Annotated in this window: 22 protein-coding genes and 1 pseudogene; 15 read left to right on the forward strand and 8 right to left on the reverse strand. The window is 63.4% G+C overall.

Features of this window, described 5'->3' with window-relative positions:
• Positions 1-2: 2 nt before the first annotated feature.
• A complete protein-coding gene (cyoA, locus tag NKG95_RS28715) occupies positions 3-926 on the reverse strand; it encodes a ubiquinol oxidase subunit II (RefSeq protein WP_353043152.1) in 924 nt (307 codons plus the stop codon).
• Between the two features lie 370 nt (positions 927-1,296).
• Between cyoA and NKG95_RS28720 the strand changes: the two genes are divergently transcribed.
• The 12 genes from NKG95_RS28720 (at position 1,297) to NKG95_RS28775 (ending at position 13,672) form a co-directional block, all read left to right on the forward strand.
• Positions 1,297-1,503, forward strand: a complete 207-nt coding sequence (locus tag NKG95_RS28720; RefSeq protein WP_352918148.1) for a hypothetical protein — start codon at positions 1,297-1,299, stop codon at positions 1,501-1,503.
• 32 nt (positions 1,504-1,535) lie between these two features.
• The gene (locus tag NKG95_RS28725) at positions 1,536-2,678 is read left to right on the forward strand and encodes an extracellular solute-binding protein (protein WP_353023175.1); all 1,143 of its coding nucleotides are present in this window, start codon (positions 1,536-1,538) and stop codon (positions 2,676-2,678) included.
• On the forward strand, positions 2,678-3,529 hold the full coding sequence (locus NKG95_RS28730) for an IclR family transcriptional regulator (protein WP_352640325.1): 852 nt from the start codon (positions 2,678-2,680) through the stop codon (positions 3,527-3,529). Before NKG95_RS28725 ends, NKG95_RS28730 begins: the two co-directional genes overlap by 1 nt.
• Positions 3,530-3,553: 24 nt before the next feature.
• Positions 3,554-4,585: a sugar ABC transporter substrate-binding protein gene (locus NKG95_RS28735; RefSeq protein ID WP_352918151.1), complete on the forward strand. Its 1,032-nt coding sequence runs from the start codon at positions 3,554-3,556 to the stop codon at positions 4,583-4,585.
• A gap of 138 nt (positions 4,586-4,723) precedes the next feature.
• Positions 4,724-5,707, forward strand: coding sequence for an ABC transporter permease (locus tag NKG95_RS28740; protein WP_353023177.1), 984 nt, complete (start codon positions 4,724-4,726; stop codon positions 5,705-5,707).
• Positions 5,697-7,229 (forward strand): sugar ABC transporter ATP-binding protein, encoded by a 1,533-nt coding sequence (locus NKG95_RS28745; protein ID WP_353043153.1) that lies wholly within the window; start codon positions 5,697-5,699, stop codon positions 7,227-7,229. Before NKG95_RS28740 ends, NKG95_RS28745 begins: the two co-directional genes overlap by 11 nt.
• Before the next feature lie 30 nt (positions 7,230-7,259).
• Complete coding sequence (locus tag NKG95_RS28750; RefSeq protein WP_353043154.1) at positions 7,260-8,255, forward strand: ABC transporter permease; 996 nt, start codon at positions 7,260-7,262, stop codon at positions 8,253-8,255.
• Position 8,256: 1 nt separating this feature from the next.
• The gene (locus NKG95_RS28755; RefSeq protein WP_353043155.1) at positions 8,257-9,042 is read left to right on the forward strand and encodes an SDR family NAD(P)-dependent oxidoreductase; all 786 of its coding nucleotides are present in this window, start codon (positions 8,257-8,259) and stop codon (positions 9,040-9,042) included.
• Positions 9,043-9,059: 17 nt separating this feature from the next.
• Complete coding sequence (locus tag NKG95_RS28760; protein ID WP_353043156.1) at positions 9,060-10,265, forward strand: CaiB/BaiF CoA transferase family protein; 1,206 nt, start codon at positions 9,060-9,062, stop codon at positions 10,263-10,265.
• Positions 10,266-10,267: 2 nt separating this feature from the next.
• Entirely contained in the window at positions 10,268-11,053 is a 786-nt protein-coding gene (locus NKG95_RS28765) for an enoyl-CoA hydratase/isomerase family protein (protein ID WP_353023185.1), read from the forward strand.
• The gene (locus tag NKG95_RS28770; protein ID WP_353043157.1) at positions 11,050-12,825 is read left to right on the forward strand and encodes a CoA-transferase; all 1,776 of its coding nucleotides are present in this window, start codon (positions 11,050-11,052) and stop codon (positions 12,823-12,825) included. Before NKG95_RS28765 ends, NKG95_RS28770 begins: the two co-directional genes overlap by 4 nt.
• A gap of 13 nt (positions 12,826-12,838) precedes the next feature.
• Entirely contained in the window at positions 12,839-13,672 is an 834-nt protein-coding gene (locus NKG95_RS28775; protein WP_352481464.1) for an SMP-30/gluconolactonase/LRE family protein, read from the forward strand.
• Positions 13,673-13,703: 31 nt separating this feature from the next.
• On the opposite strand, the gene NKG95_RS28780 is transcribed toward NKG95_RS28775, so the two are convergent.
• Positions 13,704-14,033, reverse strand: a complete 330-nt coding sequence (locus tag NKG95_RS28780) for an antibiotic biosynthesis monooxygenase family protein (protein ID WP_352640318.1) — start codon at positions 14,031-14,033, stop codon at positions 13,704-13,706.
• A gap of 156 nt (positions 14,034-14,189) precedes the next feature.
• Complete coding sequence (locus tag NKG95_RS28785) at positions 14,190-14,768, reverse strand: EF-hand domain-containing protein (RefSeq protein WP_353023189.1); 579 nt, start codon at positions 14,766-14,768, stop codon at positions 14,190-14,192.
• A 105-nt stretch (positions 14,769-14,873) separates the two neighbouring features.
• Between NKG95_RS28785 and NKG95_RS28790 the strand changes: the two genes are divergently transcribed.
• On the forward strand, positions 14,874-15,140 hold the full coding sequence (locus tag NKG95_RS28790) for a DUF3606 domain-containing protein (protein WP_353043158.1): 267 nt from the start codon (positions 14,874-14,876) through the stop codon (positions 15,138-15,140).
• 33 nt (positions 15,141-15,173) lie between these two features.
• On the opposite strand, the gene NKG95_RS28795 is transcribed toward NKG95_RS28790, so the two are convergent.
• Positions 15,174-15,722 (reverse strand): DNA-3-methyladenine glycosylase, encoded by a 549-nt coding sequence (locus tag NKG95_RS28795; RefSeq protein WP_352525787.1) that lies wholly within the window; start codon positions 15,720-15,722, stop codon positions 15,174-15,176.
• Between the two features lie 101 nt (positions 15,723-15,823).
• Positions 15,824-16,189 (reverse strand): hypothetical protein, encoded by a 366-nt coding sequence (locus NKG95_RS28800; RefSeq protein ID WP_353043159.1) that lies wholly within the window; start codon positions 16,187-16,189, stop codon positions 15,824-15,826.
• 173 nt (positions 16,190-16,362) lie between these two features.
• Between NKG95_RS28800 and NKG95_RS28805 the strand changes: the two genes are divergently transcribed.
• Positions 16,363-16,881, forward strand: a complete 519-nt coding sequence (locus tag NKG95_RS28805) for a metallophosphoesterase (protein ID WP_353043160.1) — start codon at positions 16,363-16,365, stop codon at positions 16,879-16,881.
• Between the two features lie 73 nt (positions 16,882-16,954).
• Complete coding sequence (locus tag NKG95_RS34365; RefSeq protein ID WP_502913994.1) at positions 16,955-17,275, forward strand: hypothetical protein; 321 nt, start codon at positions 16,955-16,957, stop codon at positions 17,273-17,275.
• Positions 17,276-17,374: 99 nt separating this feature from the next.
• Here the strand turns inward: NKG95_RS34365 and NKG95_RS28815 are convergent, their stop codons facing one another.
• The 3 genes and pseudogenes from NKG95_RS28815 to NKG95_RS28825 form a co-directional block, all read right to left on the reverse strand.
• The gene (locus NKG95_RS28815; RefSeq protein WP_292659223.1) at positions 17,375-17,608 is read right to left on the reverse strand and encodes a hypothetical protein; all 234 of its coding nucleotides are present in this window, start codon (positions 17,606-17,608) and stop codon (positions 17,375-17,377) included.
• Between the two features lie 37 nt (positions 17,609-17,645).
• A complete protein-coding gene (locus NKG95_RS28820) occupies positions 17,646-17,855 on the reverse strand; it encodes a hypothetical protein (protein WP_353023197.1) in 210 nt (69 codons plus the stop codon).
• A 278-nt stretch (positions 17,856-18,133) separates the two neighbouring features.
• Positions 18,134-18,387 (reverse strand): annotated as a pseudogene (locus NKG95_RS28825) (DUF2332 domain-containing protein); the annotation flags it as partial.

Here is an 18,387-nt window from a genome sequence, read left to right on the forward strand (position 1 = left end):
TGTCAGCCTCCTGTCTTGGGCGATACGCTCGGCTCGGGGCGACCGGCCTGGGGGCCGGGCGCGGGCGGAACGCCCTGCGTCGCGATTTCATGGAAAAGATCCGGCTCGACCGAGCGATAGGTCGAAGGCGGCACGTCCAGGCTCTGTCGGGCCAGTTCCTGGTAGCTGGCCTTGTCGAGTGCCTGTCCCTGGCTTCGCGCCGAATTGACGAACGCGTCGAAGTCGTCCACCGCGACAGCATGCAGCACGAATTGCATGCCTGGAAAGCCGTCGCCGCTGAAATGGGCCGACCGCCCATAGAATTCGCCCTGCTGGTCCGCCTGCAGGTGAAGCTGCGTCGTCATGCCGTTCATCGTGTAGATCATGCCGCCGAGCTGAGGCACGAAGAACGCGTTCATGACACTTGCCGAGGTAAGCGAGAAATGCACCGGCCTGCCCGCCGGCACCACGAGCTGGTTGATGCTCGCGACGTTCTGCTCGGGGTAGATGAACAGCCATTTCCAGTCGAGCGAGACGACCTGCACCTCAAGCGGCTTTTGCTGGGAATCCAGCGGCTTCATTGGATCGAGGTCATGCGACCCGATCCAGATGATGCCGCTCAGAAACAGGATGACGAGGATAGGGATCGACCAGACCACCAGTTCGATGCGTCCGGAATAGGCCCATTCCGGCAGATACCGCGCCCTTGTGTTGGTCTCCCGGAACCACCAGGCAAAACCGAGCGTCGCCACGATCGTCGGGACGACGATGGCCAGCATGATGGCAACCGAATTGAGCAGGATCGTCCGCTGCGCCGCCCCCACCGGCCCTTGTGGGTCGAGCACGCCGCCCTGGCAGCCGGCAAGCAGCCCGGCAAGAAGCATCGACGCGCCGATGCGGCCGGGACGGATGGCGGCACAGTTTCGAACGATCGCCCTCGGCAACATGAGATCTCGCCGTTTCCTGAAAACCGATTGGAACGTTGCAGGCAGCGTGGCTGCCAACCCCGAATGTGCGCGCCGGTGTGCTCCTGGCGACAGTTTCTTCACGCACGCGGCTCCGGCTGGCAGAACCACATGCCGTGGATGTCGTTAAGCGGGCAACCTGTCGAGAACCCCTCCAAATCCTAACAAACCAGCGGCAAATCCCACGCAACCAAAGCCAAATCTTAAGAAACCAGAAACAGTACCCAGATCGAAGTTATCGCCAGAAACGTGGCGAATGCCAAGGCGGTAAACCGGTTCATGGCCGCGCCCACAGTTGGGCCATTTCGTCCGCTCCCTGCGACTCGGCGCTGAATTCCAGTGACGCTGCCCAATGATGCTGCTCAAGATGGTTGCGCCAACCGAACGTATGTTCGTCGCGAAAGTTCCAAAAAGCCAGACCCGTCGCAGCCTTTGGTTGCAGGCCGGCGACAATGCGATGCGCACCAGCGGCGGTTGGGCGGCTTCCCTGCCAAACGGAGCCGAGACTGGTTTTGCGTATGTAAAAATTACTTGTCTAGGTGAAAATAGTTGCTACTAATCGGCTGGGCAGTTCAGGGAGGAATTTCGGGCATGACAAGACTGCGCGGTCTCGCGTGGGATCACCGACGCTGCTGGGGTCCGCTCGACGCCAGCATCGGGCCGTATTGTGCCGCCAATCCCGGTCTTGAGATCGAATGGGACCGCCGCAGCCTCTACGAGTTCGGCGAGGGCGCGCTTGGTCCGGTGCTCGGCGCCTATGATCTTGTCGTGTTCGACCATCCGTTCATCGGCGATATTGCCGAAGGCGGGCTGATGGTGCCGTTCGATTTGTCGGCTGAGCAGCGCCGCGGCTTCGAACGGGATTCGGTCGGCGCATCCTGGCAATCCTACGCAAGGGACGGGCGCCAATGGGCGTTGCCGATCGATGCTGCCTGCCAGGTTGCCTCGTATCGCCCCGATCTCCTGGAGCGCTACGGGCCGCTGCCGCGCAGCCATGACGAGGTGCTGGAGCTCGGCCGGCGCGCCTTGAAGGACGGCAAATGGCTTGGGCTGCCGTTGGTGCCGACTGACGCCATGTGCCTGCTTTTGACGCTGGGCGAACCGCGGGAAGACGGCGACGAGTTCATTGCCAGGGAAAAAATCGAGCAGGCCGTTGGGCAATTGCGCCAGCTTGCGGCGCTGTCGCATCCGGATTCGCCGAAATGGAACCCGATCCGCTGCTACGATCATATGATCGCGCATGACGATGTGGTCTACGTGCCGTTCGCCTTCGGCTATGTGAACTATGCCTTCAAGGCAGACAGGCCGTATCTGCGCTTCGCCGATGTGCCGACGCCGCGATCCGCCGGCGCCTTGCTCGGCGGCGCCGGCATCGGCGTCAGCACGCAATCGCAACACAAACAGGCAGCCATCGACTACGCGCTGTTTCTGTGCTCGCCCGGCTATCAGCGCGGCGACTATGTGAAATCCGGCGGACAGCCGGGGTCGCTGGCGGCGTGGCAGGATACCGAGGTCAACGCGCTCTCGGGCGGCTTCTTCGCCTCGACGCTGGCGACCATCGAAGCCTCCTATCTACGCCCGACCCATGCGGGCTTCATCAGCTTCTTCCGCCAATGCGCCCCTCATGCCGCGGCGGCGCTCGCCGGCGAATTGCAGGCGGCCGAGTTGGCAGACCGGCTGAACCGGCTCTATCGCGAGACCAGGCATGGCCAGCCGCAACGGAGCGTCGCGTAATGGCCACCGATATTGCCCAGATCGTCGACGAGGGCGAAAGCGGCCGCAACGGCTATCGCGTGCCGGCGGTGGAGAAGGCGCTCGATATCCTGGAATTCATGGCTGCCAGCGGCGAGCCGCTGACCCAGACCGAGATCGCCACCGGAATGGGGCGCTCCATTCACGAGATCTACCGCATCCTGCTGCTGCTGGAGAAGCGCGGCTACATTTTCCGGACGCAATCGGACCGCTTCCGCCTGTCGCTGAAGCTATTCGAGCTGGCGCATATGCATCCGCCGGTAAACCGCCTGGTCGAATGCGCGCTGCCGGTGATGCGCGGCCTCGCCGCCAATGCCGATCAGAGCTGCCATCTGGTCGTGCGCGAAGGCGAGAGCGCGCTGGTCGTGCTGCAGATCGATTCGCCGTTGCCGATGCGTTATTCGGTTGCCCTCGGCTCACATTTCCCGATCCTCGAAACGAGCTCCGGCGCGGTGCTGCTGGCGCATTCGAGCCGCGCCGAGCGCGACCGCATCGTCGAACGGATCGTCGCTGCGGGCGAAGGCCAAGGCAGCCGGGCGGAAATCGAAGCGCGGCTGAACGACGTCGCAAGGCTCGGCTATGAAATGCGCGCCTCGCTGGCTGTCGAGGGCTGCACCAACATCTCGATGCCGGTGCGCGACCATACCGGCGCGGTCATTGCCGCGCTCACAGTCCCGTTCCTGCCGCAAAAGGCCGCCCGCTTCGATCGCAAGACCGTCTTCGAACGGACGAAGGCGGCGGCCGAGACGATATCGGCGGCGCTGGGCGCGGGCGAAGCTGCCAACTCTCCACGTGCCGACCCGGAACGGCGGGACTATCCGTTCAGCAACTGACAAGAAAATACAGGGAGAAGAAACATGAACTGGTCCAAATCAATGCTGTTTGTCTCGGCGGCCGCGCTGGCTCTGAGCGCCGCCGCGGCACACGCCGAAAACATGCCGAAGCGCATCGGCTACGTCACCAACTACGCCACGCATGAATGGTATCAGAACGTTATCAAGGGCATGCAGTCCCGCGCCAAGGAACTCGGTATCGAACTCGAGGTGCAGGACGCCAATCTGGACGTTGCCAAGGAGGTCTCCGCCGCCGAAGATTTCATGGCCAAGGGCGTTGACGTCCTGATCATCACGCCCGTCAACGAGGAAGGCGTCGTGCCGCTGCTGCGCCAGGCGAAATCCAACAACGTTCCGGTCGTGCTCGAAGGCAATCCGGTCAAGGGCATGACCACCATGGTCGCGATCTGCGACTACGACACCGGCTACACCGCCGGCGTCGAAGCCGGCAAATACGCCAAGGAAAAGCTCGAAGGCAAAGCCAAGGTGATGAATGTCGGCCTGCCGCTGCTGTCCGCCACGGTGCTGCGTTCGCAGGGTTTCATGGACGGCCTCAAGACCATCGTCCCCGACGCGGTCATGGTCCACGACCTCGACGGCGGCGGCAATCCGGACCGCGCGCTCGAAGTCTCTTCGGCGGCACTTGCCAAGAACGCCGACATCAACATCATCTACGGCATCAACGATTCCTCGTCGCTCGGCGGCCTTCAGGCCTGGAAAGCGGCCGGCAAGTCGCAGGATGGCCTGTTGACGGTCGGCACCGGCGGCGAAGGCCTTGCCTTCATCAATGCCATGCAGAACGAGCCGTCCTATCGCATCGAAGCCGCGATGTTCCCGGAAAAGGAAGGCTACACCGCCATCGATGCAGCGGTTAAGCTCTTCAACGGCGAAGAGGTGCCGGAACACATCGTCAGCCCGACCGCGCCGATGAACGGCGACGACTGGAAGAAGTTCTACGACTACGATGGCACCACACGAACGATCAAATGGGATGCCGTCAATGCGCTTCAGCCACCGGAAAAATGCATGAAAACTTCCGCCGACCTGAAGAAGTAAGGATTCCGGGTAGCCCTTCCCGCGCCGCGGGAAGGGCATCGGATCGGATGCAGGCGGCAAAACAGGTCAACCGCCCTGTTTTGGCCGGCAGTTTCCAAACGGCGACGGCACCCGATGCGGCCCGGAAATGAAATGGACATGAGCGAGCTTACGCAATCCTCCGCGCCAAGGCGTTTCATCGGCGGCCAGCTGCTGGGCAGCAGCCAGCTGGTGCTCGGCGTGATCCTGGCCGTGCTCTGCATCGCCATCTCGATTGCGGCGCCGCAATTCTATTCCGAGGCCAACATCATCGCCATCCTGCGCCAATGCGCGCTGGTGCTGATCGTCGCCTCCGGCATGACGATGCTGATCATCACCGCTGAAGTCGACCTGTCGGTCGGTGCGTCGCTGGCCTTTGTCGGCTGCATCGGCATGGCCGTACTCAATTCAACGCACAGCCTGACGCTCGGCCTGCTGGCGGCGCTCGCCTTTTCCGGTGCGGTCGGCCTGTTCAACGGGCTGGTTGTCACCAGGCTCAAGGTGAACTCGCTGATCGCCACCATCGGCACCATGATGATGCTGCAGGGCGGCGTCTATCTGTTCACCCGCGAAGCGGTGCAGAACCACCACCGGCTTGCAAGCTTTACCGATCTCGGCGCCGGCTATATCGGCGCGATCCCGCTGCCGGTGGTGATTGCCGCGCTGATTTTCGCCCTAGCCGCGGCAACGCTGCGCTTCACCACGCTCGGCCGTTATCTTTACGCGGTCGGCGCCAATGAGCGGGCGGTCCGCCTCTCCGGCGTGCGCTCGCAACGCCTGAAGCTGTTCGCCTTCGTCGTCACCGGCCTTTGCGTCGGCATTGCCGGCATGATCCTGTCGTCGCTGATGAATGCCGGCCAGCCGACCGCCGGCCGCGGCTTCGAGCTGACCGTGATTGCCGCCGTCATCCTCGGCGGCACCAGCCTGCTTGGCGGGCGCGGCTCGCTGCTCGGCACGCTGCTTGGAGTGCTGGTGCTGAAGGTCATCGACAACGGCATTATTATCCTCGGCTGGAACCAGGACCTGCAGATGGTGGTGCCTGGCATCGTCATCATCATGGCAACCTATCTCGACATCGTCCGGAACAGAGCCAATGTCGGTTGATTTCCTCCACCCCGGCAAAACCGCGGCCGTCGATAAAAGCGTGCCGGCGCTGGAGATGCGCGGCATCGGCAAGCGCTTTCCCGGCGTGGTGGCGCTGGACAATGTCGATCTGACCCTGGAACCCGGCAAGATCCACGCCCTGATGGGCGAGAACGGCGCCGGCAAGTCGACGCTGATCAAGATCATGGCCGGGGTCTACGGCAAGGATGCCGGCACCATCCGCCTGCGCGGCCGTGAGGCCGACATCAAGTCGCCGCGCGACAGCCTGAAAGACGGCATCAAGGTGGTGTTCCAGGAGATCGCGCTGATCGCCGAGTTCAGCGTCGCCGAAAACATCTTCCTCGAGGGCTATCCGACCGGCAAGGGCGGCTCGATCGACTGGAAGAAGATCCGTGCCGATGCGGCCGCTCTGTTCAAGCGCATCGGCTTCAACGTCGACCCGGCGGCGCGCACCGGATCGCTGCCGGTCAGCCAGCAGCAGATGGTCGAGATCGCCCGCGCGCTCGCCCATGAAGCCCGCGTCGTGGTGATGGACGAGCCGACCTCCTCGCTGACGCCGAACGAGGTCTCGCTGCTGTTCACCGTCATCCGCCGGTTGGCCGCTCTCGGCATCGCGGTGCTCTATGTCAGCCACAAGCTCGACGAGGTCTTCGAGATCGCCGACACCGTGACCGTGCTGCGCGATGGCCGTCACGTCTCGACCAGGCCGATCGGCGAGCACACCAACGATACGCTGATCCAGGACATGATCGGCCGGCGCATCGAAAACCTGTTCCCGCGCAAACGCGGCGCGCCGGGCAGCAAGGTCGCGCTTTCCGTTGAAGGGCTCAGCACCGCCAGGAAGCTGAAGGACGTATCGTTCGAGGCGCATGCCGGCGAGGTCCTCGGCTTCTTCGGCCTCATGGGGGCCGGCCGGACGGAGCTCGCCAAGGCCATCGTCGGTTACGACCCGATCACTTCCGGCGCCATTTCGGTCGATGGCAGCCGGCTGCTGCCGCACGACACCCACACCGGCGTCCGGCTCGGCATCGGACTGCTCACCGAGGATCGCAAGAGCGAAGGGCTGATGGGCGAGCTGCCGGTCTACCAGAATGCCAGCCTCGCCTCGCTCGATGCCTTCGCCAGAATGGGCTTCGTCGACAAGGCCAGGGAACGCAAGGCGGTGCAGGACTATGTCGACCGTTTTCGCATCAGGACGCCCAGCCTGTTTCAGCAGGTCAAGAATCTGTCCGGCGGCAATCAGCAGAAAGTGCTGATCTCGCGCTGGCTGATGCGCGGTCTCAAGGTAATCGTCGTCGACGAGCCGACCCGCGGCATCGACGTCGGCGCCAAGTCGGAGATTTTCGCGCTCATCGACCGGCTCGCCGGCGAAGGCCTGGCGGTCGTCATGATGACGTCCGAAATGCCCGAACTGCTGGGGCTTGCCGACCGCGTCGCGGTGATGTGCGAAGGCCGCCTCACCGCGATCATGCCCCGCGACGAGGCCACGCAGGAGAACATCCTCAATGCGGCGATCGGCTAAGACGATGACGCTTCGCAAAGGGAGCAAGCGATGAGCCTTGCAGCCAGCCACTCCACCAAAGCCGGCCCGTCCATCCTGGCACGGCTGCTGGCGCGGCAGGAGCTCGCCCTGCTGCTTTGCCTGATCCTGGTGATTGCGTTCTTTTCCCTGACGGCGGAGAACTTCTTCTCGGTGCGCAACATCACCAATGTGCTCGGTCAGGCGTCGCTGGCGCTCACCGCCGGCATCGGCTGCGCCATCGTCTTCATGTCCGGCGAGGTCGACATCTCGATAGGGTCGCTGCTGGCGACCATCGCCCTGCCGCTGATCATCATCATGAACGAAACCAACTCGCTGCTGCTCGGCATCAGTGGTGCGCTGCTGTTCGGGCTGATCATCGGCGTGGTGAACGGCTATCTGACCGCCTATGCCGGCATCAACTCGCTGATCGTGACGCTGGGCACGATGTTCATCATGCGCGGCGGCGTCTATCTCTACACCGGCCAGCGCGCCATCCCCGACGATGCCGCGCTCGACAGCTTCATTGCGCTGTCGGACGGCCGCCTGTTCAATGTCATTCCCTATTCGGCGGTCATCGCCATCGTCCTGCTCGCCGTCTTCGCCTACATCATGCAGCACCGGCCGTTCGGACGGCAGATCTATGCCGTCGGTGGCAATCCGGAAGTGGCACGGCTGGCAGGCTACGACGTGCGCCGCGTCAAATTCATCTGCTTCATCATCAGCGCGCTGCTTGCAACGGTTGCCGGCATCATCCTGGCCGCCCGCGTCGGTTCGGCCCAGCATACGGCCGGGCTGAATTTCGAGTTCCAGGTCGTCGCTGCCACCGTGCTCGGCGGCGTGAGCCTTGCCGGCGGCATCGGCAGCCTGACCGGCATGGCGCTTGGCGTGCTGATCCTGCAATTCCTGTCCAACGGGCTGCGCGGTCTCGGCCTGCCGACCGAGTGGCAACTGGTCATCACCGGCATGATCATCATTGCCGCCGTCGCCTTCGACGAAGCAAAGCGCCGGCGCGCCATTGGAGGCTGATATGGATCGTCTCAAAGGGAAAACCGCAATCGTTACCGGCGCCGCCGACGGCATCGGCCATGCGATCAGCGAGGCGATGGCAAGGGAAGGCGCGCACGTCTTCCTCGGCGACATCGCCGACGAGAAGGGTGAAAAATTCGCCGCGGAACTGCGCGCCGCCGGCCATCGCGCCGACTACGTCCATTGCGACGTCGCGGAGGAGGCCGACATCGCCGCCCTGATCGACGCAGCCGTCGGCAAGACCGGCCATCTCGATATTCTGGTCAACAATGCCGCTATCGCCATCGGCGGCATGCCGGTTCACGAAATGACCGACGAGCAGTGGCACCGGCTGATCGCGGTCAACCTGACCAGCGTGTTCCGCGGCTGCAAATATGCGCTGCCGCACATGATCGCGCAGAAATCCGGCTCGATCATCAACATGGCCTCGGCACAAGGGCATATCGGGCTCGACGGCTGGACCGCCTATGCCGGCGCCAAGGGCGCGGTGATGGCAATGACGCGCCAGATGGCGGTCGAGTTCGGCCCGCTCAACATCCGCGTCAACTCGATCTCGCCCGGAACCATCAACACGCCGATGAACGACAAGTTGGTCAAGGAGATCGGCGGCAATCTCGCCAAGGCCTGGGTCAAGATGCACCCGCTCGGCCGCATCGGCAAACCGTCCGAAGTGGCCGAAGCCGCCGTCTATCTGGCCTCCGACGCCGCCGGCTTCACCACCGGCACCGACCTGCGCGTCGACGGCGGCCTCACCGCGGCACCCCGCTACGTACCCGACCTGCTTTGACAACAAACGAGACAACAATGAACAAAGCCCTCGAAGGCGTCCGCATTCTCGATTTCAGCCATCTGCTGCAAGGGCCGTTCGCCACGCAGCTGCTCGGCGACATGGGCGCCGACGTCATCAAGATCGAGCGTGCCGGCGCCGGCGACATGTTCCGCGGCATGACCTTCTTCGCCAAATGGGTCGGCGGCTCCGAAAGCCCGAACTTTCTCGCCTGGAACCGCAACAAGCGCTCCATCGCGCTCAACCTGAAGAGCCGCAAGGTACATGCCGTCATCATGGATATGGCGAAGAAGGCCGATGTGGTGGTGCAGAATTTCCGCCCCGGGGTGCTCGCCAGGCTCGGCTATGGTTACGAGGATTTCAGGGCGGTCAATCGCGCCATTATCTATTGCTCGGGCTCCGGCTATGGCGAGGAAGGCCCCTATGTCGAGCGCCCCGGCCAGGACATGCTGATCCAGGGACTGTCCGGGCTGATTTCCAACACCGGCCGCGGCGATCAGGCTCCTGTTCCTGCCGGCGCCGGCCTGGCCGACCAGATCGGCGCCATGAACATGGTCTACGGCATCCTGTCGGCGCTCTACTATCGCGAGAAGACCGGCAAGGGCCAGAAGATCGAGGTCAATCTGCTGGCCGGCATGCTGGCGCATCTCAATCAGGAATATGTCGCCGTGCTCAATCTCGGCGAGGATTTCGTGCGCCCGAATTCCGGCATCGGCCACCCCGGCATGCAGGCGCCGTTCGGTATCTACGAAGCGAAGGACGGCGGCTATGTGTCGATCGCCATGAGCCCGTTCAAGACGCTGTATGAAGTGCTGGAGGCGCCGCAGCTTGCTGTCTACGACGATCTGAAGACGCTGTTCGACAAGCGCGACGAGGTGTTCGACAAAGTCAACGCCGAAACCAGGAAGTTTGCCACGCAGGACCTGCTGGCGCGGCTGTTGGCGGTCGACATCTGGTGTGCCGAGGTGAAGGACATAAGGCGCGCGGCCGAGGACCCGCAGGTCAAGCACCTGGGCATGATCACCAGCTACGATCATCCGCGCGGTGGCAAGGTCAGGGTGGTCGCACCGGCCGTCAAGATGAGCGAGACGCCGGCTACCATAGAGCGGCCGGCGCCGCTGGTCGGCCAGCATGGCCGCGAGATACTGGCCGAGTTCGGCCTCTCCAGCGGCGAGATTGCAGCACTTGAGGCGTCCGGCGACATGACCGTGGATGCTGCCTGACGATGAGCGTTTACCAGACACTCAGTTTGGAAATATCCGGGCGCGTCGCGGTCGTCACCTTCCGGCGCGCCGATCAGCTCAACGCGATGAACCGGCTGATGCAAAGCGAGTTCACCGAAGTTTTCGAGGCGTTGTCGAAGAATGACGGCGTCGGCGCGATCGTGGTGACCGGCGAGGGGCGCGGCTTTATGGCCGGCGCCGACATCAAAGAATATGCTGCCCAGACAGCTGCAGAGTTCGACGCCTTCCAGGCCGCCGGCACACGCATGTATGCGGCGGTCGAGCAGAACCGCAAGCCGGTCATCGCCGCGGTCAACGGTTTTGCGCTCGGCGGCGGCATGGAGCTGGTGCTGTGCTGCGACCTCGTCATCGCCAACCAGTTCGCGAAGCTCGGCCTGCCCGAGATCAAGCTCGGGCTGGTCCCCGGCGGCGGCGGCACGCAGCGCAGCGTCCAGAAGCTCGGCCGCAACCGCGCCAATTTTCTGCTGATGACCGGCGCCATCGTGCCGGCTTCCGAGTTCGTCGGCGCCGGGCTGGTCAACGAGATCGTCGATGCCGAAAGGCTGATGCCGCGGGCGCTGGAACTCGCCGAGATGATCGCCGCCGAACCGGCCGCAGCGATCGAGGGGCTGAAAGCGCTGACAGCGCATGCCGTGTCGGGCAATCTGGCCGGCGGCCTTGCCATGGAGCGCGACATACTGGGCAGCCTCTACCGCAGCGAGATCGGCCAGCGGCGCGTCAGGGAATTTGCTGAAAAGAGCGCGGCACGGGCCAAGGCTGCGAAATGACGTCCCTGGTCAAGCAAAACCGGCCGCGCTTCACCGATGTCGAGGGCCTGGCCGCGATGGTCGGCGGCGGCGACGTCTTCGGCGTCGGCGGCCATCATTTTGCCCGGCTGCCGATCGCCCTGCTGCGCGCCATCGCGCGGTTGGGCGTACGGGATTTGCGCTACGTCTGCTGGGCCGGCGGCCTGCCGCTCGAGCTGCTTCTCGAAGCGAATGCCGTGGCGGAAATCGACCTCTGCTTTTCCAGCCTCGATATTTTTGGCTTGCCGCCCCGTTTCCGCGCGACTGCCGAGACCAGTGCCGTGCCGGTCCGCGACTGGACCGCGCTGGCCATGATCCAGGCGTTGCGGGCGGCACAGCAGAACCTGCCGTCGATGCCGTTTCAGCTTCCGCAGGGTTCGGACATGCCGGCGCGCGTGCCCGGCGCGATCGCCGCGCCCGATCCGGTCGACGGAATCACGACCGGGGTCATCCCGGCCTTGCGGCTCGATACGTTCGTCGTCCATGCCCAGCGTGCCGACGAGAGCGGCAATGTCCAGATCATCGGACCACGGGCGCTGGACTTCGCCATGGCCGGCGCGGCGCGCCAGGTGCTGGTCACGGTCGAGGAAATCGTCCCGGTCGGAGCGCTGCGCCATGCTGGTCGCCAAAACATTTTGACCCGCAACCAGGTGTCGGCCATAGCGCTGGCGCCAGGCGGCGCCTATCCCGCCTCCTGCCTGCCATTCTATGTGACGGATTATCAAGCGTTGGCGGGAGCGTTGGCGGCCAAGGAGATACCTTTGGCGGACAGCCTGAGCGTGCCTTCGGAAGGTGTGACGGAGCGGGTTCAAGACGCTGCGAAAGTCCGCGCTGAAACAGTCCTCGCAATGCCCGGGCTCGTGCACGGCGAAAAGAAGGCATCCATCGACGAGATCATCGCTGCCCGCATCGCCGCCGAGCTCGACAATGAGAGCTTTGCCAGCGCCGGCGCGGTGTCGCCGCTCGCCAATGTCGCCTACCGGCTGGCCAAGGCGACGCACGCGCCGGACATGATCATCGCGACGATGAGTTGCGGTCATCTCGACATAGCGCCGAGCCCGATGATCCTGTCGTTGATCGAGAGCCTCGATTGCGAGACAGCGGTGGCCCATGCCGGCGGCGACGACACCTATTCGACCTATTATCAGGCCGGCGCCGTGACGCATGAGATCGTCGGTGCCGCCCAGGTCGACCGACGCGGGCGCGTCAACACCATTGCGCTGCGCAAGCGCGACGGCAGCCTCATCCGGCTGCCCGGGCAGGGCGGCATGGCTGATGTCGCCAACATGCATCGCGATTATCTGCTCTACGTCCCGCGCCACTCCCCGCAGTCGCTGGTCGACACCGTCGAGATCGCCAGCTCGGCGCGCGGCTTGCTGACAGAGGCCGAACGCGAGCCGATGGGCTATCGGACCGGCGCGGCGCTGGTGTTCACCGATCTTTGCATCTTTCGGCTCGACCGGGAGAGCCGGCAATTGGTCATCGTCGAGACCATGCCGGGCGTGACGCGCCAGCAGGTCCAGGATGCCACCGGCTTCGCCCTGACATTCGATGCCGATTGCCGCGAGGTTCCGCTGCCCTCGAACGAGACGCTCGACATCCTGCGAAACCGCATCGACCCGCTTGGCCTGCGGCGTCTCGAATTCGTCAGCGCCAAGGAGCGTGGCGCGCTTATCGCCGAGATCCTGGCGGCCGACCGGCTGATGGTCGAGCGCTGTATTGCCGTGCAGCGGTCGCATACCGCAACAGGCTGAAGAGGGGTGGCGCATGGCAAAGCCGTTGCTCGAAATGTCGGCCGCGAAGGTCTTCTTCGACGGCATCTTCACCAGCCCGCGCGTCGCCCATCCGGAAGGCGTGGCCATCCATCGCGACGGCTCGATCTGGTGCGGCACCGAAACCGGCGACCTGCTGCGCCTCGCCGCCGATGGCAGCTCGGTCGAGCACATGGGCGGCACGGAGGGCTTTCTGCTCGGCATCGCCTTCGATAGCGCGGACAACTGCTTCGCTTGCGATCTCAGGCATTCGGCGATCTTTCGCTGGAATGCCGGAACGGGTCATATGGAGCGCTTCGCCTCGGCTGGCATCCGCGTGCCGAACTATCCGATCGTCGACGAGGCACGAGGCTGGCTCTACGTTTCCGACAGCCTCGGCGAAGACAGCCGCTCCGGCATTTTTCGCTACGAGTTGAAGACCGGCGAAGGCCGCCTGTGGTGTAGCGAGACCATGGCCTTCGCCAACGGCATGGCGATGGCGCCGGGTGGGAATGGGCTTTACGTCGTGGAAAGCCATGCGGCCTGCGTCAGCTATGTGCCGATCCGTGCCGACGGCACGGCAGGACCTCGCCAGCTCGTCGTGGACGGCGTGAACAACGTCCCCGATGGCGTTGCCTTCGCGCCGGACGGTTCGCTGTTCATCTCATGCTACGAGCCGAGCCGCATTTATCGTTGGCGAAAAGATAGCGGGCTCGAAGTGCTGATCGAGGATCCGGCGGCAACGACGCTCGCCCATCCCACCAACATCGCCTTCAAGGGCGACAGGCTCTACACCTCAAATCTCGGCCGCTGGCACATTACCGAGATCGACTTGACGGCGATTTATTAGGTCGAGCCGAACCGGGCGGCTCTCCTCAGAGCTATTGCAGGCGGCCGTGACTGGAGCGGATGCGCAACACCTGCACCCGCGACGGCAACTCGATCAGGAACTCTTCGTCCCGCTCGAGATGGTGGATTTTTGTCGGATCGCCGCCGGTGAACGCCGCCATCGCCTCGACATTTTCCCAATAGGAAATCGTCACGAACTCTGCATGGGTCGGCGTGTCCTCGCGAAAGGTCTGCACGCCCAGCGCCTTCTCGATCAGCGGCTTGATGCCGGCTTCATAATTGTAGCTTTCATAGGCGTCTGCCTTCTCAGGCAAGGTTCTGCCGCGCCAGATACGAGCGATGGTTGGAGTTTTCTCTGTCATGGCCATTGAATCCTGCTGTCTCGAATCGTTGCGACCCGGCATTCGGCTTGGCAAGGCCAGCCAAGCGATGCATCTGCCAGCGACGGTTTTCGCCCTCCCCGGTCGTCATAGGGGGCGCCGCCTCCGCTAGGGCCTCCTTGCCGACCGGTAGGAGACTTACTCCTGATCCTCGGCGCCTGCTCCGTGGAAGAAGGACCGGATTTCCTGCATGTCGACGCTGCCGTCACCGTCCTCATCGACGGCGTTGAATATCCGCCCGACGAAATCCTGGACTTCGCTCTGAGAAAGCGCGCCATCGCCATCCGCATCCACTATGGCGAACATCATGCGCATCCTCGCGCCATGCATCCCGCGTCCAATACCACCGCGGCCTCCCATCTCCCAACCTCGGTCAGGCGGGCCCATCCTGTAGTCACGATGCCAGTGGTCGCGACCTCGCCGTTCTGTCCGGGGCGCGCGATCCTCTTGCATTCTCTCCTCCAGCATCTCAGTCATCATCTGGCGCATCATATCGCGCATGGCATCCTGCCCGCTCACTCCGGGCGACTGTTCGGCGCCACGATCCGGCGCCGGGGCCGCGGGCGGGCTCGTCTGGCCGAATGCCGGCGCGGTCAATATGGCCAGCGCGGCTGCAATTACAGTGGTTTTGCTTGCGAGCGTCATCGTAACCTCCATCGGTATGAATTGGTGGCCGAACGTGGTCTGCATCCAAGCCAAACCGGCTGCTCGCCTCATGGTTCCTGGGCAGTCGGCACGGCCGCACAAAAGTCCGCCCGATCGCGGCAACGAAAGCGGCTTGCCCACGTTGCCATTGATGCGAAGCTCCACCAGGAGGAAAAAATGGCTGACGATAAGAGCAAGCGAGATTTCCGCGACCGCGATCGCGTTTCCGCGGAAGACGACCGTGAAGTCGAGTATTTTGCCCAACAGAACGGCATTACCGCCGATCAGGTCCGTCAGCTGATCAAAAGCTTCGGCAATGATCGCGGCCGGCTGACCGTAGCCGCGAAGGCGTTGCGAGGGATTTCACCTGCCGGAGCCGACGAGGTGACCAGAGAAGCCCGCCAGCAGGCGACGCCCATGCATCTCGGTAAACCCGACGAGTGATGCCAGGCAGCTGCTCTGCCGCTGCCGCGGGCATCAGAACTTGCGGCTCAGATAATCCGAGTCGCGCAGTCCGAACCGCCACTCGGCATCGACAGCCTTGGAAATGCCGATCCTGCGGCCTGTCAAAATGGCGCTGGCTTCGCTCGGCGGCCTGAATTCGAATGGCGGCTCGTCCAGCGGCAGCCCGTCATGGGATTTACCGATCGCCAGTGCCTGGCAAAGACGACCCGGCCCCGAACAAAGCAGTCGGGCATCGTCAAGGCCGCGATTGGCCCGCATCACGTCCAGCCCTGATCGCGGCTCGATTGCGCGGATAAGCACGGCACTGCCGGGAAGGCACACGGCATTGAGGCACCAGTGCAGGCCATAGGAGCGATAGACATACGCGCTGCCCGGGGCGCCGAACATTGCGCCGTTGCGCACCGTCCTGCCACCGAAAGCGTGCGAAGCCGGATCATCGGGGCGATAGGCTTCGGTTTCGACGATGATGCCGCCAACGCCGTGCAAGAGCAGCGTCGCGCCAATCATGTCGCGCGCGACGATGGCGGCGTCTCGGGCAAAGAATTGGTGGTTCGTGGTCAACGTGCACCGGACTGATCGCGCCTGGGCCTGGCGCGACAACAAATTCTCGGACCGGAAGCAAAATGTCCAGCCACTGCGCCTCCGGTCTGGATCGGCTGTATTCAGCGCAGCATGGCCGCGGCGATGAAAACCGCAGCGGCCAGCACGACGATGGCGGCAATCACCAGGACCGGCCCATATCTGCGCGGCTGGACATCGGGCTCATCCCTGAGCGGGCGCATCGCATCGGCATAGCTCGCCTGGTTGGTGAACTTCGGCGTTTTACGGGGCGGAGACGGGTCTTTCGCCGAAGGGTTGCCGGCGGATTCCGCGTCCGTCTCCACCGGAGCCGCAGCCGGGTCGATACCTGGCGTCTTGTCCCCCTCGCGTCCGGCATCGATATCTCCCCGCGCCTGTGACGGGTTTCGCCCAAAGGGTGCTGCGTCGGCCATCATCGAGGGCTCCTTCAGAACATCGGCGTCAAGCATCCTAACCTGCGTCTCATTTCAAAGTTCCGGCGAGCGGAAAACCCCCAGAGCATCCTTCCAGGAACAACCGGCGATCGCGCGGGTTGGGGCAGGCATCACGGAGAGCAAGATGGACTTGGCGAGTCACGCGCCCACATGCGCCGCTGTTCGACAGCAGGCTCCAACGAACGCACATGATCTACTTCACCGCCGACACGCATTTCAGCGACCCGCGCATTTTACGCATCGATCGCCGTCCGTTCGGCTCGTTGGCGGAACATGATCGGGCCCTCATTGCGTTCTGGAACGAGACTGTCGGGCCGGACGACGAAGTCTGGCATCTCGGCGATTTTGCCAAGCGGTCGGCCGCATTCGTGTCTTCGCTTCTGTCGTCCCTCCATGGCAGCAAGCATCTGATCATCGGCAACAACGATGGCGCAGCCACCATCGACGCGACGGGTTGGGCGAGCACGCAACATTACAAGGAGCTGACGCTCGACGGTAGCCTGCTGATCCTTTGCCATTATCCTTTTCGCACCTGGAACCAGATCGGCAGGAAATCGATCGACCTGCATGGCCATTCCCACGGCAGGTTGTCCCCCGTCACGCGCCAGTATGATGTTGGCGTCGACAACTGGGATTTTCGTCCGGTCACACTTGCCGCCATTCTTGGCAGCCGAGGCAGAAGGGCGGCCCGGCGAAAACCCGGCTGAAGGCTGCTGGTCGCAACCGGAACCTCCGCGGAGCTGAGGCGTTCGAAAATTGCAAAGCGTAAAGGCAACTGCAATGGCTCAGAAGATCACGACAGGCGCGAACGACCGGCCGCGCAATGAAACCATCGGCCAATCCGGCGAAGGCCTGCCGGACGACAGCAGCAAGCCGCTCGATGTCGACGAAGGCTGGGCCGCCCGGTTGAGAAACAAGCTGCAGGGAAAACCCGGGCAAGCCGCGCAGGTCCAAACCAACACGGACGAGGTTCCGGCGGGCATTCCCGGCGCTGGCGAGAATATTTGTCGCCGCTGCTCAGGCACCGGCATGATCGACGGCCGAATTTGCCCCGAATGCGGCGGAACCGGCAAGGTGACGACGCCGATCGGCGGAGGCTGAGCAAGTCCAGGAAAAAGGTGTGAAACGGTTTTCCGTCCGGAATTGCGTCATAGACCGGTTCTCTGCGTTTCCGTGAAACGATGAACCGCTCCAGGCCGGTCAGATCGCCGGCACCCACTTCCAGAACACGCCCTCCTTGCGCTCCGGATAGTGCTTGAACTCGCATTCGAAGCGCCAACCGTAGTTCTTCGCGGCGGCAAGCGCCTCCTTGCTGACCGGGTTCATGCCGGTTCCCGGCGCAAACCAGTCCTCCAGCAAGTCGTCGGGGATATAGGCGCCAATCCTCAACGGCAACTGTTCGAGGACGACGTCCATTTCGGGCGGTGCAGGCACGGGGCGCTCCTTTGAAACCTACCCGCGAAGAAGTCGTTCAACGCCAAGCGGGTTCATTCTTCTGTTCATAGTCCTGGAACGCCTTCTGGAGACCGCCGATCACCTCGGCGGACGTCTCGAACATCGCCTTCAGCTGCGGCTCATCGACCTTCTCGATGTCCTGGCGAAGGTGCTGTTTAACCTCCTCCAATTTCTTCTGCATTTTCTGCGTGTGGTGGCGCGGATCGCGGTCGGTGGCGGTTGTCATGATCAATCTCCAATCGGTGGGTCTCGGAGAACTCGCCCCGGCCTCTGAGGATCGACAGGCGGGTTTGCAGCGTAAACGGCTTGCCGAGAGCTCTGGTTCCCGATTGCGGAATGCGGTCCTTCGCGCGCCCAGCGCGCCGTTCCTTTTTTCAACCGCCCGGTAGCAAGTCCGAAGGGCGCTTGCCGCGAATTCAAGACGCAAGCAGTGGCAAACGAGCATAGATGAAACTGAGAACTGATGGCGTCTCTGGCCAAGGACGGCAATCCACCACCTATAGCCTACGCCTCGTCCGCGATCCATTCGAGCGAGGCACCATGCGGGTCAGTCCAAGCTACAGGGGAGCCGTTCGCAGATAGGAGGAAGCGGCCGGGCGGCCAGCTTGCTCCGGCGCGTGTGGCGATGGACGGGAAGACGCGAGGGAACTCGTTCGATACCCAATAAGGAGAAAGACGCATCGCCTGCTCGGCGAAAGCTTCTCTGTCACCAAGGTCGGAAACATAGTCGAGGACGGCTGTGTGAAAGATGACGAGTG

The organism is Mesorhizobium sp. M1423, from assembly GCF_040317575.1.
Classification (GTDB): domain Bacteria; phylum Pseudomonadota; class Alphaproteobacteria; order Rhizobiales; family Rhizobiaceae; genus Mesorhizobium.